This window comes from Paenibacillus sp. FSL K6-1096, from assembly GCF_037977055.1.
Lineage (GTDB): Bacteria > Bacillota > Bacilli > Paenibacillales > Paenibacillaceae > Paenibacillus_AQ.
Genome location: NZ_CP150274.1, coordinates 3624268 through 3647113 on the forward strand (window position 1 = coordinate 3624268; position 22846 = coordinate 3647113).

16 protein-coding genes are annotated in these 22846 nt (G+C 57.4%); 3 read left to right on the forward strand and 13 right to left on the reverse strand.

Annotation, left to right across the window (positions count from 1 at the left end):
* Positions 1 to 157 precede the first annotated feature (157 nt).
* Positions 158 to 2713 (reverse strand): S-layer homology domain-containing protein, encoded by a 2556-nt coding sequence (locus tag MHI24_RS16135; RefSeq protein ID WP_340026702.1) that lies wholly within the window; start codon positions 2711 to 2713, stop codon positions 158 to 160.
* 252 nt (positions 2714 to 2965) lie between these two features.
* Between MHI24_RS16135 and MHI24_RS16140 the strand changes: the two genes are divergently transcribed.
* Together MHI24_RS16140 and MHI24_RS16145 are read left to right on the forward strand one after the other, a co-directional pair.
* Positions 2966 to 5311, forward strand: coding sequence for an AraC family transcriptional regulator (locus MHI24_RS16140; RefSeq protein ID WP_340020588.1), 2346 nt, complete (start codon positions 2966 to 2968; stop codon positions 5309 to 5311).
* A gap of 11 nt (positions 5312 to 5322) precedes the next feature.
* The gene (locus tag MHI24_RS16145) at positions 5323 to 6972 is read left to right on the forward strand and encodes an extracellular solute-binding protein (protein WP_340020589.1); all 1650 of its coding nucleotides are present in this window, start codon (positions 5323 to 5325) and stop codon (positions 6970 to 6972) included.
* 31 nt (positions 6973 to 7003) lie between these two features.
* Here MHI24_RS16145 and nikE read toward each other — a convergent pair whose 3' ends face one another.
* From nikE to MHI24_RS16175, 6 genes are all read right to left on the reverse strand, one after another.
* Positions 7004 to 7840 carry a nickel import ATP-binding protein NikE gene (gene nikE, locus MHI24_RS16150; RefSeq protein ID WP_340026703.1) on the reverse strand — a complete coding sequence of 279 codons (837 nt, stop codon included), beginning with the start codon at positions 7838 to 7840 and terminating at the stop codon, positions 7004 to 7006.
* 20 nt (positions 7841 to 7860) lie between these two features.
* Positions 7861 to 8685 carry a nickel import ATP-binding protein NikD gene (gene nikD / locus MHI24_RS16155; RefSeq protein WP_340020590.1) on the reverse strand — a complete coding sequence of 275 codons (825 nt, stop codon included), beginning with the start codon at positions 8683 to 8685 and terminating at the stop codon, positions 7861 to 7863.
* 19 nt (positions 8686 to 8704) lie between these two features.
* Entirely contained in the window at positions 8705 to 9535 is an 831-nt protein-coding gene (gene nikC, locus MHI24_RS16160; RefSeq protein WP_340020591.1) for a nickel ABC transporter permease subunit NikC, read from the reverse strand.
* On the reverse strand, positions 9532 to 10479 hold the full coding sequence (gene nikB / locus MHI24_RS16165) for a nickel ABC transporter permease (RefSeq protein ID WP_340020592.1): 948 nt from the start codon (positions 10477 to 10479) through the stop codon (positions 9532 to 9534). The genes nikC and nikB overlap by 4 nt, the downstream gene beginning before the upstream one ends.
* A 22-nt stretch (positions 10480 to 10501) precedes the next feature.
* The gene (nikA, locus tag MHI24_RS16170) at positions 10502 to 12127 is read right to left on the reverse strand and encodes a nickel ABC transporter substrate-binding protein (RefSeq protein WP_340020593.1); all 1626 of its coding nucleotides are present in this window, start codon (positions 12125 to 12127) and stop codon (positions 10502 to 10504) included.
* Positions 12128 to 12292: 165 nt separating this feature from the next.
* On the reverse strand, positions 12293 to 12652 hold the full coding sequence (locus MHI24_RS16175) for a helix-turn-helix transcriptional regulator (RefSeq protein ID WP_340020594.1): 360 nt from the start codon (positions 12650 to 12652) through the stop codon (positions 12293 to 12295).
* 144 nt (positions 12653 to 12796) lie between these two features.
* On the opposite strand from MHI24_RS16175, the gene MHI24_RS16180 reads away from it, so the two are divergent.
* Positions 12797 to 14218 (forward strand): MFS transporter, encoded by a 1422-nt coding sequence (locus MHI24_RS16180; RefSeq protein ID WP_340020595.1) that lies wholly within the window; start codon positions 12797 to 12799, stop codon positions 14216 to 14218.
* Positions 14219 to 14293: 75 nt separating this feature from the next.
* On the opposite strand, the gene MHI24_RS16185 is transcribed toward MHI24_RS16180, so the two are convergent.
* The 6 genes from MHI24_RS16185 to MHI24_RS16210 form a co-directional block, all read right to left on the reverse strand.
* Positions 14294 to 14461, reverse strand: coding sequence for a CxxH/CxxC protein (locus MHI24_RS16185; protein WP_063829067.1), 168 nt, complete (start codon positions 14459 to 14461; stop codon positions 14294 to 14296).
* 44 nt (positions 14462 to 14505) lie between these two features.
* Entirely contained in the window at positions 14506 to 16359 is a 1854-nt protein-coding gene (locus MHI24_RS16190) for a M3 family oligoendopeptidase (RefSeq protein ID WP_340020596.1), read from the reverse strand.
* A 369-nt stretch (positions 16360 to 16728) separates the two neighbouring features.
* Entirely contained in the window at positions 16729 to 18507 is a 1779-nt protein-coding gene (cydC, locus tag MHI24_RS16195; RefSeq protein WP_340020597.1) for a thiol reductant ABC exporter subunit CydC, read from the reverse strand.
* Entirely contained in the window at positions 18504 to 20258 is a 1755-nt protein-coding gene (gene cydD / locus MHI24_RS16200; RefSeq protein WP_340020598.1) for a thiol reductant ABC exporter subunit CydD, read from the reverse strand. Before cydD ends, cydC begins: the two co-directional genes overlap by 4 nt.
* Positions 20258 to 21274, reverse strand: a complete 1017-nt coding sequence (gene cydB, locus MHI24_RS16205; RefSeq protein WP_340020599.1) for a cytochrome d ubiquinol oxidase subunit II — start codon at positions 21272 to 21274, stop codon at positions 20258 to 20260. Before cydB ends, cydD begins: the two co-directional genes overlap by 1 nt.
* Positions 21261 to 22667 carry a cytochrome ubiquinol oxidase subunit I gene (locus MHI24_RS16210; RefSeq protein WP_340020600.1) on the reverse strand — a complete coding sequence of 469 codons (1407 nt, stop codon included), beginning with the start codon at positions 22665 to 22667 and terminating at the stop codon, positions 21261 to 21263. The genes cydB and MHI24_RS16210 overlap by 14 nt, the downstream gene beginning before the upstream one ends.
* Between the last annotated feature and the right edge of the window lie 179 nt (positions 22668 to 22846).

The following is a 22846-nucleotide window of genomic DNA, read 5'->3' on the forward strand; positions in this document are numbered from 1 at the left end:
AATTTGTCAAATATACCCACACTGTGAGGATTGAGCGCGAAACGACACCCGGAGCCGTAACAAAAGCAAAAAGCACAAGCCAACGGCCTGTGCTCCTGCTCTATGCGACTTATTTACAGCCTGCTTGTCACTCCATTGCTGCTAACAATTTCACCGATTACAGCCCCGCAATCGCAGCCTTAACCGCGCTGTCGCTCTCCAGCGCGCGGATAATTACGGCCACCGCTTCGGCGCGGGTAGCCTGATTCTTCGGCGCGAACGCTGAAGCTGAGATCCCCTTCACCAGGTTAGCCGAAGCGGCCTGGCGGATGGCGTCTGCTGCCCAGTAGCTGCTGCTGACATCGGTGAAGCTTGCCGGGGTGCCGGTCTGAAGCGCACCGAGGTTCAGCACACGGCCGATGATCGTGACCATCTCGGCGCGGGTGATCGTCGCGCCCGGCTTGAAGCTGCCGTCCGCGTAGCCGGTTACGATGCCTTTATCGGCCAAGGCAGCGATATAGCCGGCCGCCCAATTGGAGGCGGTATCCCCAAATTTAGAGGCCGCCGAAGTGCTTCCCAGCCCGAAGGAACGGGCGATCATCGCCGCGAATTCAGCTCGGGTGACCGGTGCATCCGGCCGGAAAGAGCCGTCCGCATAGCCGCTGATGATCTGCAGCTTCACGGCTGTAGCGATGGTGCTGCTGCCCCAGTGGCCAGCCGTGTCCTTGAAGCTGATGCTCTGATTCTTCGTAGCCGCAATGGCTTCAGTGACGGTATTGTACACTGTCTCCCGGCTTACCACCCCGGATTGGAACGGATCCACTCCGCCCTGTGGCTGTTTCTCTGGCTCAGCAGGAGTAGTACCGCCGTTCCCTGGTGTAGTTCCAACGGTCCCTGGTACCGTTCCGGTATTTCCAGCCGGAGTCCCCGGCGTTCCGCCCGGATTGCCGCCGCCAGATCCGCCGCCGGAGCCCGGGTTCCCGCCGCTGGTCGTATCGCTAATGCTAAGCGCAATCTGATCGCTCAGGTAGACGACCTGGGCGTTATATTGGCTTGGCAGGCCTTCAACCTGCACGGAAGCAAACTGCCCGCTGCGCTGGCCGCCATGTGTCATGAGCGGAATCAGGCCGCTGCCGGGAACGTAGCTGTTCGCGAAGTTCACCTTCAGCTTCCCGTCAGCGTTAACCGCGCCCTTCACCTCAAGCACATCGTCTGCTCCGGTGAGGTTCAGCACAAGCGTTCCTTCGGAGGCCTGGGTGAAGCTGCCGCCGATCGTCATTTTACCGTAGACATTTTCTACGACAGAGCCGCCGGTATTGGTCACATTCCCGCTGCCGAAGGCAGTTGCCGAGTCTCCTTCCAGGACACCCGCATTCACCTCGGTGCCGCCGGAATACGTATTGCTGCCCGCCAGCTTAAGCGCGCCTGTACCCTCCTTGGTCAGCCCGCCTGTGCCGGAGATATCATTGCGCCAGCGGTCTGCGGCATGGAAGCCTCCCTTGGCAGTGTCCATCGTTACCGTTACATTCTCCGCGAATGCGCCGTACCCGTCCGCAGCAGCGAACAGATTCAGCCGGCCCCAGCCCTCGGGATCATCCAGCAGCGGATATCCGGAAGGAAGTGCCGTTGTTACGAGAACTGCTCTGCGCTGATCCGCACTCAGATAAGGCAGGCGGGTCTCCAGCAACACCTCCGCTCCCTTGGGAGCAACGGCCGGCACAGTTGTTGCATGAATCTGCGGGAAGCCATAGGTCAGCCGCTGGGCATACTGGGCCTTATTTTTGGCATAATCCGTGAACCGGTCTTCTGCCGTACCTGTCTGTGTAAGCAGCACTTCATGGGCCTGCGTGTAGGCCGCCTGCTTCAGCGCCGCATTATCCGGGTCGTTGAGAGCTCCCGCTGCGAAGGCCATGGCCGTTACACGTCCACCCATAACATCCAGCGGCGAGTGCATTCCGGCGACAACACGGTTGTTCCCCATCTCCGAGGCCCGGGTCATCAGCTCCTGGAAGCGCTCCGGTACAGCATAGGCCAGCGCCAGGGCGGCAAGATAGGAAGCATTCGTATGGCCGCTCGGGAAGCCGCCGTCTGTGGCAGGCGTACTGCTCCTCGCCGGCACGAGTGTCGGCACGATGACTGAAGTATCCTTCCAGCGGAATGGGCGCATATAGCTGTAGAATTTCTTGGCCTGGCTGGTAGATGCATAATCGCCGCGCACTTTACCGATCAGGTCGACCATTTTGCCCAAGCTTGAATTGGAATTTCCGGCCTTGTTACTGTCGTTGCCGTCATTGTATTTCACAGTAGTGGCATCCTCAGGGATGCTGTTAATGGTCGTGTAGGTTCCTGACAGCGAACGGTACGCCTCAGACCACGGGCCAAGCCCGTCCGCCGCCCCATAGGTCTGGTTCCGCCGGTCATCATAATACGCCGCCTGCTCCTCTGCCGGAGTCCGGGTCATGGCCAGATCGGCCACATACTGAATGTTATAATCCAGTACCCCGCTGTTCAGCTTCGTTCCGTTATCCCAGGAGGTGCCGGGTGTCCAGAGCTCCAGGAAGCCGGAGAGCACACCGATCGAGGGGTTGGAATACACCGCCATATTCACAGGTGTGTTATTCTTATAAGTATCTACGAAATGTCCCCATGCCGGGGCAGCCGGCAGCCCGGTTAAGGAATCGCCCGTGGCTGCTCCTGCAGGATATACCGCAAAAGAATTCGTAAGGAGTACCAGACCTGCCGTAACGGACAACAGCTTTCTTTTCGACTTCAAGCTCAATGTGTCAGCCCCTATCTAAGTTATTTTGAATTCCGGATCGGACTCAATATAGCACCTGCCTCCGCCGCCGCTCAATAACACAATTTCGCAATTCTATGATTTTGGGATCAATTCTGCTATTTCCGGCTTTTTAACACAGATTTAACATGAATCCCGAACAGACCTGTTAGGGGCTAGTGTATAATCCGCCTGGGAGGGGAATACGTCTTGCGAAAATGGAACTCTGCCTTTGCCGCCCTAGCTGCTTCATACATCTCTGTTGTGCTCGTCATTGTCCTCTTGCTATGTTCAGCCTTCTATCTGTATTTCTCGAATCAATATAAGGAAGAGCTTCAGGGCCGCAACCGGCTCATCCTTGACAATACCGCCCGGACCCTTGAGGCTTCCGTGCTTCAGCGGGTCCAGCAGATCTATCTGGAAATCTCTCTGAATCAAAAAGCTGCGCTTCGTGTGCTGTCCGACACCTCCCTGCCAGCCAATCTCAGCAAAGTGAATAGCCTCCAGGAGATGCTGAACATGCAGGTGTCTAATCATTCGGACTTGATTCAAGCCGTGCATTTATATGCTCCCAAGCAGCGGCTTCTGCTGTCATCACTGCATGGGCTGAAGTTTGGGGCAGATCAGCAAGCGGGTGCCGCCTACTGGATGGACTGGGTGAACGGCATGAGCCGGAATCCCCGTAACAGCTTCTGGAGTGAAGCCCGGTTCGTGCCGGACGATATCGTCTCCAGCATCCCGGGCGGCAGCGGCAGCCAGCTGATCACCTATGCGCACAGCTATCCGTTCCAATCCTCCGGGGCAGACAGCGAGGTGCTGATCGCCATCGATGTGAAGGAGAGTGCGCTGCGCCTGATTCTGCAAAATATGATGCCCGCCCGCTATCAGAGCAGCTTCATTGCTACGCCCTCGGGCGGGATCGTGGCCGGCTCGAATCCGGATGCTGCGGCCCAAGCCGACACCTATGCGGCCAGCATCGCCAGTGCGCTGGCTTCTAATGAGACAACCGGCAGTTTAAGCCGGCAGATCGGCGGCAGCACCTACGTTATTTCGTATCAGGATCTGCCGTCAACGGGGTGGAAGCTCTTCAGCGCAGCTCCGGCGAATCTCTTCTATGAGAAGTGGAGCGTTGTGAAGAAGGTGATCCTCTCCCTCTGTCTGCTCGCTCTCCTGATCGGGATAGGCTTGTCCGGGATTCTGGCCAGAATCAACTATCATCCGGTCAAAAGACTGCTTCACACCATCCGCAGCCTCACCGGCCCGCTGCCGGGTCACGCTGTGAATGAGTTCAGCTTGATTGACTCTGCGTTCACCCGGCTGAGCGACAAAGTCACCACGCTGGAGGGCACCCTGGAGGCCAACAGTCCGCATATCCGGCAGAATATCATCCTGAATCTCCTGCAGAACAGCCCTCCCCCGGGCAGCGCGGCCGGAGATCCGGTATTCCTGGGGCTTCCCGCGGAGCATACCCGGTACTGCTGCCTGCTGCTCAACACCCGGGGAGCTTACGCGCGGATGAGTCTAAGCGGAATGCAGGCGGCCATGGACGGGTTGACCGGGACACTTGAGGCCATCCGGCTTCCGGGAAGCCGCATTCTGGCCGAAGAGCTGCCGGATAAGCAGATCGTGGTTATTGTCAGTGCACGGGAAGCCTCGGAGGCACTTCTCGGGCAGCTGTCGGCACGCATTGCCGCTGAGACCCGGCAGCAGTTCCAGCTCGGCCTTCAGCTCTCGCAAGGGGGCTGGGTGGATGCCGTCAGCCTGCTTCATACGAGCTATGCTGAAGCGCAGACGCTGATGAAATATGCTTATTTTCTGCCGGAGCGCCTGGTCTTGAAGGACCGCTCCCTGCTGGAGACCGAGCAGAGTCTGGACGAAATCCCGCAGCCTGTCCTGATGAGATTCAAGGATAAGCTGCAGACCCGGCAGCCGGGTGAGACGCTGGCCGCTCTGGAGCAGCTGCTATCCGTCATGCGGGAAGGCCGCTATCCGGCGGATTACTGCCACTTCGTTCTGGCGAATACCGTATTTATGTACTCTGATTATCTCAAAAGCATCCGCTATACCCCTTCCGCCTGCGGGCATCTGGATCTGTATAACGAATATATCGCCCAAGCGGATATCCGGCAGCTGCAGGAATGGTTCGCCGCCTCGATCAGCACCTTCATTGCGGATACGCAGAAGCGGAACAGTGACCGGGCGCTGTCTGCTATTGAATCGGCGAAGGCTTATATCGGGGAGCATCTGTCCGGGGATTTGTCGCTGGATGCCGTCTCCGCCAAGGTGTTCATCAGCCCGAAGTATCTGAGCAAGCTGTTCAAGGAGGAGCTGGGGATTACCTACACGGATTATATAACCGGCGTACGGATGGAAGAGGCCCGGCGGCTGATCGAGAAGAACAGCATGACCATTGAGCAGGTTGCCGCTACGGTCGGCTATGGGACCACTCCATACTTCATCAAGCGCTTCAAGGAAATCTACGGCTGTACGCCGGGGAATTACCTGCGTACCGTGCATACGGCGCAGCCGCCGCAGGCCGGGATCAGCATGGGATAAGGAGGATGACTATGTATACAAGATTCGCATTCCTGCTGCTCCTGATTCTGATCAGCGGCTGCAGCGGATCATCGGCACTCCCGTCTGTGTCCGGACAAGAAACGCAGAATACCTCCGCCTCCGCTTCGGCATCAGCTTCAGCAGCACCTGACCCTGCCCCGGAGTTCACCATCTCCTGGACCATGCATCAGAATCTGCCGGTTGCGGAGGATGCGGTCATGGTACAGAAGCTGGAGCAGAAATTTGGTGTAGATCTGGAGATCTGGAATCTGCCGAACAACAAGTATGAATCCCTGCTCGATCTGAAGCTGGTGCAGGGCAGCATTCCCGACCTGTTCCGGGTGCGGCAGACCCAGGATCTGCTGAAATATCAGGAGCAGGGCGTGCTTGCCCCTATCCCCGAGGACCTGCTGAATACCTATGCTCCTCATATTCTACAAGCGATCCGCGAGCACGCGCCTGCATACCAGGATATCGGGCGTATTAACGGAAAGTACTACGGAATTCCCGTCATTAACCCTACTAACATCTACCGGGTGCCTGTCGTCTACCGCCAGGATTGGCTGGACAAGCTCGGTCTTGCGGTGCCGGAGACGCTGGCCGATTTCGAGAAGGTGATCTATGCCATCGCGAACGGGGACCCGGACGGCAACGGCATCCGGGATACCTACGGCTTATCGCTGGAGGGAATGAATGTCGTCTTCGGTGCGTTCGGGCAGATGGTCTTCACCGATCAGCTTTATTTCAGCCGGAAGGGCCAGGGCCTTGTCATCGGCGCGCTGGAGCCGGACATGCAGGAGGCGCTGCGCTATCTGCGCAAATGGTACAAGGACGGGGTGATTGATCCTGAATTCATTACCGGGGAGAACAGCGGGGGCTATAAGCATCTGTCCCACGCCTTCATCAGCGGACGGATTGGCATGACCTCGATGGGTAATTATTATCACTGGATACAGGACGGGGATTACCTGGAGTGGAGCCTGGACAGCGAGAAGAAGGCCCGGCTTACTCCGGTCGGGGCTACCTTCAACGTGAAGGAGTTAACCGCCAAGCAGCCGCAGGCCAGGGTGGTGTTCGGGCGGCCGTTCAGCGGTCCTGACGGCAGACGCGGCTCCAAAGCCTATGACATGCTGATGAGCTTCACCGCCATCGGTGCGGATGCCGCCCGCGAGCCGGGCAAGCTGGAGACGCTTCTGCAGATGCTGGACTATGTCAGCGCCAATCCTGACCCGGAGGAAGCGGCTTCCCTGCAATACGGCATCCGGGGAACACACTGGGACTGGGCCGCAGCTGACAAGCAGGATATGATCCTGCTGCCGCCGTACAACGGGATATTCAGCTATCAGAATACGATTGGTGCCAATATAGGGATGACCCTGCCGGTTCTTCCTGCAGACCGGAGGGAGCAATGGGCGGCTACATTGGGGCTGGAGCATGACGGCATCTATAATGCCCTGGAGGTGGCTACCCCCGCTCTGATCCGGAACAGTCCGGGGCTTATCCGTCTGAGAGACCAGGCGTATATCAGCTTCATTACCGGGGAACGGCCGATTGAAGAATTCGGCGACTTCGTGGAGGAGTTCATGGCGGCGGGCGGAGAGGAGGTGCTGAAGGAAGCGAATGCCTCCTTCCAGGCACTTGCTCAAGCACCGCAACGATGAGCAGCAGACAAGATCAAGACCTGTCCTGTGCTCACCGGATTTCATTGTTATTGTGCCAGCCGGGCTTATCCCGGTGCCGGTTCCGCGGATGGTCAGCCAGCATCGAGTCAAGCAGCCCCCGGACCGCAGGGTGGGAGGACTCCAGGAATAGCTCCTTGCTGTCGTTATATTCCACAATTTTACCTTTGTCCATGACAGCCAGTGCGTCTGAGATCATACAGGCGGCCTTGATATCATGGGTGATGAACAGATAGGATAAGCCAAATGCGGACCGCAGCTCCCCCAGCAGCCGCAGAATATTCGTCTGGTTAATCATATCCAGACTGCTGACCGCCTCATCCAGCACAATGAGCTTCGGCTTCAGCGCAATCGCCCTGGCGATGTTGATCCGCTGCAGCTGCCCGCCGCTGAACTGGTAGGGCTGCTTCTGCATATCTGCTGCGCTTAGCCCGACACATTCCAGCAGCTCGCCCACCGCCCGCTTCTGCTCCTGAACGCTCAAGGACTCATAATTGGACAGCGGCTCGCCAATAATCTGCTCCGCTGTCATCCTTGGATTGACGGCGGAATAACAGTCCTGGAAGACCACCTGCAGATCGCGGCGGAGGCTCCTGCGCGCCTTGGCGTCCAGCATATACAGATCCAGACCCCGGAACAGCACTTGGCCTTCCCGGGGCTGCTCCAGGCCCAGAATGATGCGGGCCAGTGTGCTTTTCCCCGCTCCGCTCGATCCCAGCAGTCCCAGGCAGGTTCCCGCTTCAATATGCAGCGATACGCGGGACAGAACATCGTCCTGGCCGCGGGCATGGGAACGCCCCCACCTCCGGGATGACCCGTAGGCGTGGGTAACCTCTCTGACCTCAAGCATATATCTGTTCTCTATTCCTTTCATAGACGGCCCACCTGCTGCAAACCAGGCTGAAGCAGAGGCCTTGCCGCCAGCAGCTCCCGGGTGTATTCATGCCGGGGATGGTCGAACAGCTCGAACACATCGGCGGTCTCCACAATCCGCCCATGCTGCATCACTGCGACCTCATCGGCCAGCTCGGCAATTACGCCGAGGTCGTGGGAGATCAGCAGGATGGCGGTGCCCTGCTCCTGCCGCATCCGGTCGAGCTGCCTTAGCACCTGAAGCTGATTCGTCACATCCAGAGCCGTAGTCGGCTCATCGGCAATGATGACGGGCGGCTTCAGACACATGGTGAGCGCCAGCATCACCCGCTGCAGCATCCCGCCGCTCAGCTCATACGGATACTTCCCCAGCAGCGCGGCGGGATCGGGCAGATTCACATCGGCCATGGAGCGGATGGCCCGCGCTCTGGCTTCTTTTGTGCCCACCTTAAGGTGGATACGGATCGTTTCTGTCAGCTGCCCCCCAAGGGTATACACCGGCGAGAAGGCGGTCATCGGATTCTGCATAATCAGCGCGAGCCGGCTGCCGCGAAGCCTGCGCAGCTCCTTCTCCGGCAGCCCGTTCAGCTCACGGCCCTGCAGCCGGATACTGCCTTCGGTCACGCTCGTCTTCCGGTCCAGCATCTGCAGGAGCGCGAGCGATGTGACCGTTTTACCGCTGCCGCTCTCCCCGACAAGACCGAGCACATGACCCGGCTTCAGCTTCAGGTGAATATCCTCTACCAGGGTCCGCTTGCCCGCCGCCGTCTCCACCGCTACCCTCAGCCCCTGCACCTGCAGGACATATTCCGCTTGTTCCATGATTCGCTCATTCCTTCTTTCAGGAGCCTCGTTTGACACCATACCGTTCTGACAACGCCTCACCCAGCAGATTAAACGAAGCTACCACCATAATAATCATCAGGCCCGGATAGAGCATCAGCTCGGGATGGTTGCGGATGAAGGACTTCCCTTCGTTCAGCATCGCTCCCCATTCCGCTGTCGGCGCCTGGACGCCCAGACCCAGGAAGGACATCGCCGAGATGTCCATAATCGCCCAGCCCATCTCCAGCGTGCCAATCACCACAATGGACGGCAGGATGTTAGGGATAAGATGTCTGCGCATGATCTGCCAGGAGGTGGAGCCGCTGATCCGTGCTGCCGTAATGAAATTCCGTTCCTTCAGGCTGACGATCATATTGCGGAACATCCGGGCGAAATATACCCACTGCACCAGCATCAGAGCGATCACCAGCTGGGATAGCCCCGGCCCCAGGATTCCGATCAGACCGAACACCAGGATCATATTGGGAAAAGCCATAATTCCATCGCACAACCGCATCAGCACCGCATCCAGCCACCCGCCTCTGTAGCCGGAGACCACTCCGGCGAACAGCCCTATTCCCAGCGAAGCAGCAAAAATAAGGGCGGCGAGCCCCAGCGATATCCGGGTTCCATACAGCAGTCTGGACAGATTGTCCCGGCCCAGCTGATCCGTCCCCAGTAGATATTCCCGGGAGGGCGGACTGAGCTTCGCTGCCAGGTTCACCCGGATGGGATCATGGGGTGAAATCCAGGGAGCCAGGAGCCCCGCCAGAGTAAAAAGCAGCAGAAGGCTGCCGCAGATGACAATCACTCTCTTGCCTTTGAAGACGCTGCTGAAGTCACTCATCCTTGGCTGACCCTCCCTTTGCGCGCAATCCGCGGGTCCAGGAACAGCTGGAGCAGATCGGCCGCCAGATTGCTTCCCACGATCACACAGACCGAGAGCATGACATAGCACTGGATCACCGGAATATCGCGGTTAATGACCGCTTCAATGAAATAACGGCCGAAGCCCGGCCAGGAGAAGACCTGCTCTACGATAATCGCGCCGGTCAGCAGCTTCCCCAGGTTGATGCCCAGCCCTGTAATCAGCGGAGCTATGGCAATTCTCAGCACATATTTATACAGAATGACACGTTCCTTAATCCCTCTCGCTCTGGCATAACGGACATAGGCCTCTTTGAGTTCTTCCAGGACGGTCGTCCGCAGCAGGCGCGCGTAGATGGCAATCAGCCAGAGCGCCAGGGTAATAGAAGGAAGAATCAGATGCCGGAAGGACCCTCTGCCCTCTACAGGTAACCATTCCAGCTTGACCGAGATAAAGAACATCAGCAGATACCCGATCCAGAAGACCGGTACACAAGCACCGATATAAGCGAACACCCGGATGACATGATCCACCATCCGGTTGTGGTAGATCGCCGCTAACACTCCAAGGGGGATGCTGACCACCAGCGCCAGTACGATACTGGAAGATGCAAGCTGAATCGTCGCAGGCAGCTTCTGGGCAACCTCCTCCCATACAGGCATATTGGATATGTAGGACTGGCCGAAGTCCAGCCGGAGCAGCTTGGCTACGGACTGGACATATTGCACCGGCAGCGGCTGATCCAGCCCGAACTCATGCCGCTTGGCGGCCAGCACCTCATCGTCCGGCTGGATATGGGCCGCTGCCAGATAAGCCTCCGCCGGGTCCACCGGCCCCACCCGGATCATCACGAACATCAGCAGCGAAGAGAACAGAATAATGGGAATGACCGATAGCACTCTTTTTCCGATATATGCGCCCATTTAGAACCCTCCCGGGAGACCGCTATTTCTTCTCAATGCCACGCAGCGGATATTCATCCCGGTTGGACGGGAACTGGAAATTAGCTACATCGTCCCGGTACACGGCCAGCTGCTTGATGTAGGAGATCGGCAGAATAGAGGACTGCTCTTGCAGGGTGGTCAGCACAGAGCCGAACAGCTCAGCACGGGCCTTGTCATCTGTCGTTGCCATGCCCTCCTTGATCTTCTTGTCAATCTCCGCCTTCATCGGCAAGGCCGCCAGTGTATCCGAGACCCCGTAGCCCGGCTGCACAACAGCAGTCATGAAGGAATGCGGATCATACGGCGCACCGAAGGTGGAGTAGAAGTTCATGTCGAACTCGTTGGCTTTGCGGCGCTGGATATAGACGGTCAGCTCCACGCCGGTGATTTTCAGATTCACACCGATTCCTGCCCATTCGGCCTGCAGAGTCTCCGCCATGGCTTTCATGGTCTGATCCGCCTTGTCATACATCAGCTCCAGCTCCAGCGGCTGCCCATCCTTCTCCCGGACGTCCGAGCCTGCCGGCAGCTTCCAGCCTGCCTCATCCAACAGCGCCTTCGCCTGCTCTACATCATATTTCACCGGGCTCACCTTAATATTGGCATAAGGCAGATTCGGCGGCAGGATATGATCCGCCTTCTCCTCCAGCCCCAGCGTTACCCCCTCAACCATCGCTTCCTTGTTGAAGCCCATGCTGAGCGCCTGACGGACCTTCAGATCAGCCAGCTTCGGATTCATCGTATTCAGCACCAGATTGCGGGTAGCCACCGGTTCAGACAGCTTAGTGATGTACTTCCCGGTGCTCTCAAGCTCCTTGTAGGCGTCATAGCTGATCAGGCCTTCGCCGTAGATGAGATCCACGTCCCCTTTTTCAAAAGACAGCACACGGGTCTCCGCATCAGGAATCACCTTCACCACGATCTTGTCCACCTTCGGCTTCTCTCCCCAATAATTAGGGTTCGGGGTGAAGGTTGCCCATTCATCCTTCTTGTATTCGCTTAACACCCAAGGTCCGGTTCCGATGGGGCTCTTCACGCCCTTGGACGTATCACCATCCTCCGGGAAGCCCGCCTCGCCCAGGAAGCGTACAGGCCGCACCACCGCAAGATCATGCAGTACCGGGTAATACGACTCGGTCAGCGTAAGCCGGAAGTCCGTCTCATCCAGTGCCTCCGTCTTCGCAATCAGCGGAATCATTCCCAGCCACGTATGCAGCTTCTTATTATGTAAAACAGCATCGATATTCTTCTTCACAATCTGTGCGTTAAACGCGGAGCCGTCCGAGAATTTGACGTTGCTGCGCAGCTTGAACGTGTAGGTCTTCCCATCGGGCGATATCGTCCAGGACTCCGCCAGCGCAGGGACGATCTTCCCGTCTCTATAACTGACAAGCGGCTCATAGATCATGGATTGGGCTAACAGCTGGGACGGATTATATAGATGCGGATTCATCGGTCCGATATCCCGGGGCCAGGCCATCGTGATTGTTGTGGCAGCCTGCACCCCTCCGGCGCTAGCCGATTTCTCCGTATTATTCGATGAACAGCCTGCAGCGACGAGTGATATAACCAGTAATACGAGCAGGCCTTGCAGCAGCCTTTTGCCTTTAGCTCTAGATGCGGACATAGTGTGAACTTCCTTCTTTCCAATCGAGAATGATTATCATTATAAATCAAAATATTACTGTACCCGACACAATTCTGTCAATGGTAACACTTGTGAGCCCTATACAATGCAAAAAAACCACCCCAGGACCCGGAGTGGCGATGATGTCATACGTTATATGATTGGTTAATCCTGCTGTTGCGTTTCTTCTTCCGGTTCCCCGAATCCCTCATCCGGCACGGGCTTAACGTAAGCCTGCAATATGGAATCCAGCAGCCCGGGGAACCGCTCGTCCAGCTCTTCCTTCCGCAGGGACAGAATACGCTGAGTACCCTGCACCCGGGTATGAATAACCCCCGCTTCGCGCAATGTCCGGACATGGTGAGTCAGTGTAGACTTGACAATCGGCACCTTGAAGCTGTTACAGGCCTGCGGACCGTGGTTACAGATCTCCGACACGACATATAGACGGATCGGGTCGCTAAGCGCATACAATACCGAGGAGAGCTGAATGGCTTCGCGCTCCGGATGATGGAGCTGCTTCATGAATAAGACTCCTTCAGAGTAGTAGTTAATAGTACTTCATTTCTCGATGATTTCCTAATTGCATTTTACATTAGCCCATGCTATATTTCAATAATTCGCAAGTAATCGAACTATACAACAACTTAATGAAGGAGTGGCTTTCTCATGACCTCATCACCTGCTTCTGAGGGCGATCAAGAGCTTTCGACGGCTGCTCCGCAAGCAGCCCTTCCACGGGAAGGACTGTTAACTCTGCTATTCAGCGTTGCTGTCGTTCTTGTCATTATGAATACAGCGATGTTCAATCTGGCCCTGCCTGATGTAACCGAGACCTTCGGCATCACCGCAGCGTCCGCCTCCTGGATTGTAACCGGGTATTCCATCATGTTCTCGATTGCCTCCATCACATACAGCCGGCTCTCGGACTTCCTGCCGATCCGCCGGCTGCTGGTTATCGGGCTGCTCACCTTAGGGCTTGCCGCTGTGGCCGGATTCTTCAGCACCAGCTTTATTTTTCTGCTGATTGTGCGTATTCTGCAGGCGTCAGGTGCAGGCGCGGTGATGTCGCTGTCCCTTGTCCTGTTCACCCGCTACATTCCGCAGGCCCGGCGCGGCAAAGCCATGGCGACGATCATGTCGGCCGTCTCCCTGGGACTGGGTCTGGGTCCGGTAGCCGGCGGCACCATCGTTGAATATCTTGGCTGGACCTGGCTGTTCGCGGTCACTGCCGCCATTCTGCTGCTGGTGCCGCTCTTCCTGGTCCTGCTTCCTAAGGAGGTTCCGGCTAGCGGCTCATTCGACGTCCTGGGCGGGATCTTCCTTGGCGTGGGTACCACCGGGCTGCTGCTGTTCCTGACCAGCGGACTGTGGATTGCGCTGATCGCCGGCATCGCCGCGATTGCCTTATTTGCAGGGCGTATCCGCACGGCCGCTGATCCCTTCGTCCTGCCCGTGCTGTTCAACAACCGTTCATATCTGGTCCTGGCGCTGATCGGGGTTGCCTCTTACCTGTGCAGCTTCGCTACCCTGTTCCTGCTGCCGCAGATTCTGACTCACCGCTTCGGCTTCAGCGCCAGCCATGCCGGGCTTGTTATTTTCCCGGGCTCGCTGCTGGCCATCTTCGTCTCCCGGCTGGTCGGACGGATGATTGACCGCTACGGCAATACCGGAATCCTGCGCTTCGCACCGCTGCTCGTTCTGGCTGCCACCGTATTGTTCGCTCTATTCGCCGGACAGTCCTGGATCGCCGTCATGCTCGTCTACATGATCATGAGTCTGTCCTTCACTGTGCTGTCGAGCAGTGTATCGAATGAGATCTCGCGCGTCCTGCCTGCTTCGCAGATCGGCTCCGGGATGGGACTGTTCCAGCTGCTGCAGTTCTTCAGCGGTGCCTTCAGCGTAGCGATGGCCGCCAGCGCCCTGGAATGGCAGCGCAGCCTGCCGCTTCAGGCCGCCTACTCCAACATCTACTGGGGATTGTCAGCTGCGGCAATTGTGGCGGTTAGCTCCGCCTTCATCTACCTGCGGGGCAGTGGGCGCAGACCGCTGGCCGACATGGCGAACGCCGCAGACTGCCAGATACAATAATTACGCGCATACGCCCGTACGCCAAAACACCCTGCAGCCCTTCCCGGCCACAGGGTGTTTCTTATTCAGCCGTCCTCAGACGACCAGATATTCCGCATTCCGTTCACATTCCGCACATTTCGCCGGCGGGTCCCAGTCCGAGAATTCCGTCTCCTTCAGATCCACAACATCCGGTGCATCCTCGTACTCGTCCACAAATTTGTCGATGGCCAGCTCTACGTGTTCCTTACACACTACATACATTCAATCAAGCATCCCTTTCTGTGCCGCTGAGGCGTAGACTCATACTACTGTTCTACCACACTTCCCCCCAAAAAGGAACCGCCCGCAGCGCAATATCCATCCTTCCCCTGTTCCGCGAACTTATTGATATCCTCCGCAATGAAGCCCAGCGCCTCCCGCCAGAAATCGAGGGAATGCACATCAATATCCATCAGCTTCGCGGCATCCGCGATACTCCGGGTACTGGTTGCTGTGAGGAACTGCTCATAACGGCTCACGAACGCCTTCCCCTGCTTCTTATACTGGGCGTACAGGCCCTTGGAGAATAGCAGTCCGAAGGAATACGGGAAGTTCAGGAACTCATTGCCTGCCATATAATACCCGGCCTTGCTGATCCACTGGTAAGGATGAATAGAGCCCGGCAGCACACTGTCCCCGTAAACAGCTTCCATCGACTCCAGCATCAGCGCATTCAGTTCCTCCACCGTTAAGGGACCGGATGTCCTGCGGGCGTATAACCCGCTTTCGAAGCAATATCTGGCATAAAAGTCCACAATATAATACCCGGCGTCTGAAAGACTCCGTTCCAGAATGGCATCCGCCTCTTCGTCGGGCAGGGATTGCAGCAATTCATAATTAACCAAGCTCTCGCAAAAAATCGACGCTGTCTCCGCAATCGGCACCGGATAATCCATATTGACCATACTTAATCCGGCAAGGCGGCTGCTGTGGTACGCATGTCCGATCTCGTGGGCCAGCACGCTCACATCTATATAATGACCATGGAAGCTTGTGATAATCCGGCTCTCTCCCAGCGGTGCAATATCGACACACATCCCGAAGTTGCCCTTGCCGCTGCGCGGCTCGGCATCAATCCAGTGCTGCCCGAACACCTTGCGGGCGAAGCCGCCCAGCTCCGGACTGAACCTGTCGAAGCCTGCAATAATGATCGCTTGGGCCTCAGCATAGGTGATGCGGGCCGAAGCTTCCTCCCCAATAGGTGCAAAAACATCCCAAAACGGCAGCCTCCCTCCCTCGTGCCCCAAGCGTTCTGCCTTGCTGGCATAATACCGCTGAAAGGCCGGCAGGCTCTCCCGGATCGCCTGAAGCATCACCTCCAGCGTCTCTTGGTCCATCCGCGAGGCGTCCAGCACCTTATGCAGCGGCGAGGCATAGCCTCTTAGCTCATAGACCGCCGTAGCCTCGCCGCTTACCGCATTCAGACAGGCAGCACTCTGTTCAGCTACACTGCGGCAGGCCTCGTGTTCCGCTTGAGACGCAGCCCGCCGCACCGCAGGATCGGGATCATAGACGAGATTACGCAGCTCCGCCAGCGTTACCTTACGGGTCTCCTCCCCCAGCACCATATCGGTGCGCAGGGTAGACAGCGTCTGCATGTACAACCGCTCCCAGGCTTTGGAGCCGGTGCTCTGCAGCCGGGCAATTACCGCTTCGCCCTCTCCGCTAAGCATATGCTGTGAGCGGCTCTTTAATCCGCGCAGGTAGAAGCCATGCTGCTCCAGATATGCACTGGACCGGATGCTCTGCTCCAGCTCATCCGCACTTACCGCAGCCAGCCATTTGCTGAAGCTGACCAGCACTTCGCCCGCACCATAGTTGATCTCCTCCAGCCCGTCCATCAGCCGGACGGCCTCGGTGCAGTCACTGTCCGCACTGAACCTTAACTCCGCATAACTGAACAGGCGTAAATAGATCTGCAGATAAGCATTATATTGGCTCAGGAATTGTTCCATCACTCCGGCAGCCGCTCTTCCGGTATTCCTCTGCTGCGCCGCCGCCCATGCTCCCAGCTCCCCGGCCAGCGTCTCTGCTTGCACCCGGTCCTGCTGAAGCTGCTCCGACTCGAAGGAGGGATAGATGCCTTCCAGATCCCATGTTAATTCGCATGTTGATTCCATTGATTAACCTCTCCTTATTCATAATCGCAGGAGCTCTCCGTTATCACATGCTTCCACCCCGTTCACTGACCCATTTCCAGGATCGACCAATTAAGTGTACCTTAATTTCGCGGGTTTGTCCCATCGACCTGGCGCTTACGCAGAATGTATTCGGTTTTTCGAATACATCTGATCCACACGCCCACACAACGCCAAATGTATTTGGTTTTTCGATTTCATTCGGCCCGCACCCCCTCGCACCTGCCTATTGTAATCGGTTTTTCGATTTCATTCGGCCCACGCGCAAAAAAGCCCTCCCCGCCCCTAACTGGGCAGAAAGAGCTTCTTCCGTCGTACTTACACTTGCCTCGGCTCCAGACCTAGCCGTTACTAACCGTCCGCATCCAGAACTTGCCCCGGCCGGTCCAGTTCATACAGCTTGCGGTAACGCGGCTGCGTCGCCAGCAGCTCGGCATGGGTGCCGCGCATCTCGACCTGGCCGTTCTCCATGAAGATCACCTCATCCATCTGCTCGGCGCCGACCAGATGATGCGTGACCCAGATCAGCGTCTTGCCCGCCATCGCCTCGAACATGGTAGCCAGCAGCTCGCGCTCCGTACGCGGGTCAAGGCCCACCGTCGGCTCATCCAGCACAACCACCGGCGTATTCTGCAGCAGAATACGGGCCAGGGCGATGCGCTGGCGCTCCCCGCCGGAGAAGCGCTGACCCGCCTCCCGTACCGGCGTGTCATAGCCCTCCGGCAGCGAGGAGATCAGCGCATCCAGCTTCGCCAGCTCCGCCGCCTGCCGGACCGCAGCGTCCGAAGCCCCCGGGTTCCCGAGCCGGATATTGTTCGCCACCGTCGTGTCGAACAGATGCGGGCTCTGGTTCAGCACCGCGATGAGTTGCGGAATCCGCTCACCGTATGCCGCCGCGTCAATGCCGTTAATCGTCACAGACCCGCTGGTCGGCGTAATCACGCCCTGGACCAGCTTGAGCAGTGTCGATTTGCCGGCCCCGCTGCGGCCGATTACGGCGACCTTGCGCCCCTGCGGCAGCGCCAGGTCCAGCCCCAGAACCGAGAAGTCGTGGCCCGCCGCATAGCGGTAACCCGCCGACTTCAGTACAATCCAGGCCTGCCCGCTGGCCTGGATGGCCTCCACAGCAGCTGCCGCCTCCGCAACTCCGGCGGCATCCGCCAGCGGCGCAGTCCCCGCCGCCGCTTCCACGCCGTCCAGGCGCTCCAGCGAATTCCGGTACTGCGGAATCCGCTCCACGGCCTCGGACACGGGCAGGAAGGCATCCGCGACCGGGAATACCACCAGCACGAACGCAGCAATCAGCGTTCCGGCGATGGCTCCGTCAGCGTACTGGCCGCCTGCCCAGTAGAGCAGCGACAACACGCCCAGGCCGACCACAGCCTGGCCGATGAACATGCGCACGCGCGCCCAGCGGCGCAGCGCACTATCGGTGCGGGCAACAGCCTGCTCGTCGGCCTCATAGGTGTCAACGAACTGGCGCTGCCGTCCGCTGATTACCCAATCGCCTAGGCCGAGGACGGCATCGGTCAGCTTCTGGTACAGCCGGTTGCGCTGCTGCTTCACCTCGCGCTGGCGCTTCTGGGTCAGCAGCAGGGAGATCAGCGGCAGAACGGCAACCAGCACCAGCATGTACAGCCCCATCAGCAGGGCGAAGGCCCAGTCGAAGGTTCCCAGCGCAATCACCGCCGCGCCATAGATCAGCAGCGCGATGATACTTGGGAAGACCGTGCGCAGGTACACATTCTGCAGATGCTCGATATCATCGGCCAGCATTCCGAGCAGATCGCCGGTCCGGAAGCGCGAGGACAGCAGCAGGGCCTGCGGCTCCAGCAGATGATACAGCCGGACCCGCATCTTCGACAGGATACGCAGAATCGTGTCATGCCCGACCAGCCGCTCCACATAATGGATGACAGCCCGGCTGGTCCCGAAGGTACGGACGCCGACAATCGGCACATAGATCATCAGGATATTTTCCGGCGGAATGGAAGCCTTCGAGATCAGGAAGCCCGAGGTATACATCAGCGAGGACGCCGAGAACACGGTCAAAGCGCCCAACACAACAATTAACACGAACCGCCAGAAATAAGCGGCAGAATAGGGAGCAAACCATCCGTCACGTTTCAATGGATTCCCTCCAGTTGACTCTGAATCAGCCCATAGTAGACACCCTTGCGGGCAATCAGCTCGCGGTGCGTGCCTGTCTCGGCTACCCGCCCCTGCTGCATGACGACAATCAGATCCATATCGGTCATCCAGTGCAGGCGGTGCGTAGCCAGGAACACCAGCTTGCCCTCGAACAGCGGCAGCATCGTCTCCTTAAGCTCGTATTCGGTCTCAATGTCCAGATGGGCCGTCGGCTCATCCAGCAGCATTACCGGGCGGCGGCTCAGCAGTGCCCGGGCCAGCGCCACGCGCTGCTCCTGCCCCCCGCTGAACGACCGTCCGCCTCCGCCGATCATCTCGTTCAAGCCATCGGGCAGCGAGGATACCAGCTTCGACAGTCCGGCAGCGTTCAGAGCAGCTTCAACCGCCTCTTCCGAAGCCTCCGGGTAATAGAACCGTACATTATCCGCCAGTGTTCTGCTGAAGATATACGGGCGCTGCGGAATGTAGGCCGTCTGCTTGCGCCACTGCTCATCCGTAAGCGCACTGACCCGGCTTCCGTTAATGCTGACCGTGCCGGACGTAGGATGCAGGAAGCCGCCCAGGATATCGACCAGCGTAGATTTTCCTGCCCCGCTCTCCCCGATAATCCCAACCTTGGCATAGCCGCTGAAGGCAAGGCTCACCTCCTCCAGTGACGCTGCCCCCTCCGCTTCATGCTTCATTCCTACGGCATCAAGCCTCAGTGCACTGCTATTGTTCCACGTGAAAAAGCTCCCCGCCGGATCTCCGCCCACGCCGTCTCCAAGCTCCAGCACCTTAGCCTGCACCGTCTCCCGGTCGATAATGCTCTTCATGGCTTCCCCGGCCTCCTTGCCGTCCAGTGTAGCATGGAAGTCTGCACCCACGAGCCGCACCGGCAGGAAATATTCCGGCGCCAGAATCAGAATCGTCAGCCCGGTCACCAGTGTCATCTGCTCATTGACCAGACGCAGGCCAAGACTTACCGCGACCGAAGCGACGGACAGCATGGTGAAGAAGTCCATGGCGAAGGAAGACAGGAAGGCTACGCGCAGGGTACGCATCGTGGCCGAGCGGTAGCGGTCGCTGACTGCGGCAATGCTCTCGCTGTGGCTGCGGCTGCGGCCCAGGAACTTCAGTGTCTCCAGGCCGCGCAGTGAATCCACGAAGTGGTTCGATAAGGTGCGGTAGGATTTCAGCTGGCGGTCCATCTGCTTGCGGGCCGTCATGCCGATCAGAATCATGAACACAATGATGATCGGCATCGTTAAGGTAAGAATAACACCGCTGGAGGTATCCTGAGTGTACACATAGACCAGCAGCAGAGCGGGGGTCACCGCCATGCCGACCATCCGGGGAATAATCAGCTCCAGATAAGTGCGGAACTTGGTAACGCCTTCGAGCACTAAGGTGACCACATGTCCTGTTCCCCGGTCGTAAGCCAGTCGCGGTCCCAGCTGGAACAGCTTATCCATCATCTGTCTGCGCATGCTGCTTCCGGTCGCTTCCGCGAAGCGGTAAGCCGCCCGGCTCATCAGCAGGGCACAGGCATGACGCACGAGAAAAGCAAGAAGGAACAAGAGCGCTTTAGCCCCTTGTTCCTTCAGCGGTTCTCCCGCAAACAGCGCAGAGACAACTTCCGCCAGCGACTTCGCCAGCAGAAGAATGGACAGGCTTTGCACCAGGGTAAGGAAGCCAACCAGCACGAAGACAGGCTTTACTCCTTTATACCCAAGCAAATTTTTATCCATTAGTATTCAAGATGCTCCTTCTCATGAACCCGTTTGTGGAAGATGAAATAACTCCAGATCTGATAGCCCAGCACGAACGGCAGCAGGGTCAGCGCAACAATCGTCATCACCTTCAGCGAATAAGGGCCGGAGGCCGCATTCGTGATCGTCAGGTTGAATGCCTGATCCAGCGAGCTGATCATCACCCGCGGGAACAAGCCGATGAAGATCGAGGCCACCGACAGCGCCATCACCGCGCCGGTCATTCCGAAGGCATAGCCGTCCTTCTTCTTGCTCATGAAGTATCCGGCCAGCAGGTAAGCAGCAACACCGAGCACTACGACAATCCACAGCAGCACGCCGCGCTTGTCGAAGATGTCTGTCATGGTGTAGGTCATAATAACGAAGGCTACCAGCAGCACCGCGAGCGGGATCAGCAGCTTCCGGGCCAGCTTGCGTGCCCGTTCCTGCAGATCGCCAATGGTGCGGAGCGTGGTGAACATCAGCCCGTGAACCAGACACATCAGCACGACTGTAATACCGGCAACAACTGTATATCCGTTAACAATATCGAAGAATCCGGCATGCATTTCCATGTCGCTGCCAATCGGCAAGCCCTTGATGAAGCTGGCGAACACTACAGCGAGCAGGAACGGCGGCAGGAAGCTGCCGAAGAAGATGCAGACATCCCATGTCTTCACCCATGCCTTGGAATCGCGCTTGCCTCTGAATTCGAAGGCCACACCGCGGGCAATCAGCGCCAGCAGGGCGAACACGAACGGAATATAGAAGCCGCTGAACAGTGTGGCATACCAATGCGGGAAGGCGGCAAACATCGCCCCGGCGCCTGTAAGCAGCCACACCTCATTCGCATCCCAGAACGGTCCGATCGAGTTGATCAGTACCCGGCGCTCGGTATCATTTTTGGCCAGAATCTGCGTTTCCATCCCTACGCCGAAGTCGAAGCCTTCCAGGAAGAAGAACCCGACGAACAGCACGCCGATCAGCAGAAACCACAGTTCATTAAGAGAAAGCATGAGTTGATCCCTCCTTGTTATACGGATCGTGGGATTCGCCGTGCTCGTTATCCATCGCATACGGGCCTTTGCGGATCACCTTGATGAACAGGCCGACCAGCACCGCACCCAGTATCGCATAGATCGCGGTGAACGAGATCACCGAGAAGAGCACCTGTCCGCTCGTAATATTAGGCGACACGCTATCCTCTGTAGTCATCAGTCCGAATACCGTCCATGGCTGTCTCCCGATCTCTGTCATAATCCAGCCCGAAGTATTGGCGATCGGCGGAAGCAGCAGCCCCCAGAACATAAAGCGCATGAACCAGGTATTTGGTTTGTCCAGCTTTTTGCGCCACATAAGGTAGATCGCATATACGCCAAGTACGATCATCAGCGTGCCTGCCGCAACCATGATCCGGAAGCTCCAGAAGGTTGTTTTGACAGGAGGAATATAATTGCCCGGGCCGTATTCCTGTTCATATTGGGCCTGCAGCTCATTCATTCCCTTCACTTCACCGGAGAATTTACTGTAGGACAGGAAGCTGAGCAGGTATGGTACCTGAATTTCATTCTTGTTGGTTTTGTTCACAGTATCAATTGTGGCGAACACGGTCCAAGGAGCCGGGTCTCCGCTCTTGCCCCACAGCCCTTCGGAAGCAGCCATCTTCATCGGCTGGGTCTCAACCAGGTACTGCGCCTGGGCATGACCGGCAACGGCAACACCGAATGAAGAGATAATGCCCACAATTGCCGCGATTTCAAACGATTTACGGAAGAAAGAAACCTCCTGCTTCTTCAGCAGCTTGTAAGCACTAATCCCTGTGACCAGGAAAGCGCCTGTAGCATATGCGGCAAGGACGGTGTGCGGAAATTCAACCAGCAGCTGGCCGTTCGTAATCAGTGCAAAGATATCATTCATTTCAGCCCGCCCGTTGTTCACTGCGAAGCCTACCGGATGCTGCATGAACGAGTTGGCGGCGAGAATCCAGAAAGCGGACAGCATCGTGCCGAGGGCAACTAACCAGATCGAGGCCAGATGCACCTTCTTGGATACCTTATCCCAGCCGAAGATCCAGATTCCGATGAATGTGGACTCCATGAAGAAGGCCAGCAGCGCTTCAATCGCCAGCGGAGCCCCGAACACATCACCGACGAAGCGGGAATAGTCAGACCAGTTCATGCCGAACTGGAACTCCTGCAGAATCCCCGTGACGACGCCCACAGCGAAGTTAATCAGGAACAGCTTCCCCCAGAATTGCGCCATTCTTTTGTACTCTTCATCGCCTTTTCTGACGTACATCGTCTCCATGATGGCAATCAAGAGCGCTAGTCCGATCGATACCGGCACGAAGAAATAATGAAAAATTGTCGTCGACGCAAATTGTATACGTGACAGCATGACTGTATCCATGTGTCTCCCCTTCCTTCTCCCTATTGGTACGTCTATTCTGTCAAATTTCAGGCAAGGGCAGTGTGACAATAATCACATTATACGCCCTGATTTAGCATTAAAATCAATAAATTTGTGACAAATATCACAAAATCACGTTCATAAAGCAAAAAAAATAAGACGGTTTCACCGTCTTGACA

Coding starts and splice junctions, on each gene's coding strand:
- MHI24_RS16145 (WP_340020589.1), top strand. CDS start 5,323: ATGTATACAAGATTCGCATTCCTGCTGCTCCTGATTCTGATCAGCGGC.
- nikE (WP_340026703.1), bottom strand. CDS start 7,840: ATGCTTGAGGTCAGAGAGGTTACCCACGCCTACGGGTCATCCCGGAGG.
- nikD (WP_340020590.1), bottom strand. CDS start 8,685: ATGGAACAAGCGGAATATGTCCTGCAGGTGCAGGGGCTGAGGGTAGCG.
- nikC (WP_340020591.1), bottom strand. CDS start 9,535: ATGAGTGACTTCAGCAGCGTCTTCAAAGGCAAGAGAGTGATTGTCATC.
- nikB (WP_340020592.1), bottom strand. CDS start 10,479: ATGGGCGCATATATCGGAAAAAGAGTGCTATCGGTCATTCCCATTATT.
- nikA (WP_340020593.1), bottom strand. CDS start 12,127: ATGTCCGCATCTAGAGCTAAAGGCAAAAGGCTGCTGCAAGGCCTGCTC.
- MHI24_RS16175 (WP_340020594.1), bottom strand. CDS start 12,652: ATGAAGCAGCTCCATCATCCGGAGCGCGAAGCCATTCAGCTCTCCTCG.
- MHI24_RS16180 (WP_340020595.1), top strand. CDS start 12,797: ATGACCTCATCACCTGCTTCTGAGGGCGATCAAGAGCTTTCGACGGCT.
- MHI24_RS16185 (WP_063829067.1), bottom strand. CDS start 14,461: ATGTATGTAGTGTGTAAGGAACACGTAGAGCTGGCCATCGACAAATTT.
- MHI24_RS16190 (WP_340020596.1), bottom strand. CDS start 16,359: ATGGAATCAACATGCGAATTAACATGGGATCTGGAAGGCATCTATCCC.
- cydD (WP_340020598.1), bottom strand. CDS start 20,258: ATGGATAAAAATTTGCTTGGGTATAAAGGAGTAAAGCCTGTCTTCGTG.
- cydB (WP_340020599.1), bottom strand. CDS start 21,274: ATGCTTTCTCTTAATGAACTGTGGTTTCTGCTGATCGGCGTGCTGTTC.
- MHI24_RS16210 (WP_340020600.1), bottom strand. CDS start 22,667: ATGGATACAGTCATGCTGTCACGTATACAATTTGCGTCGACGACAATT.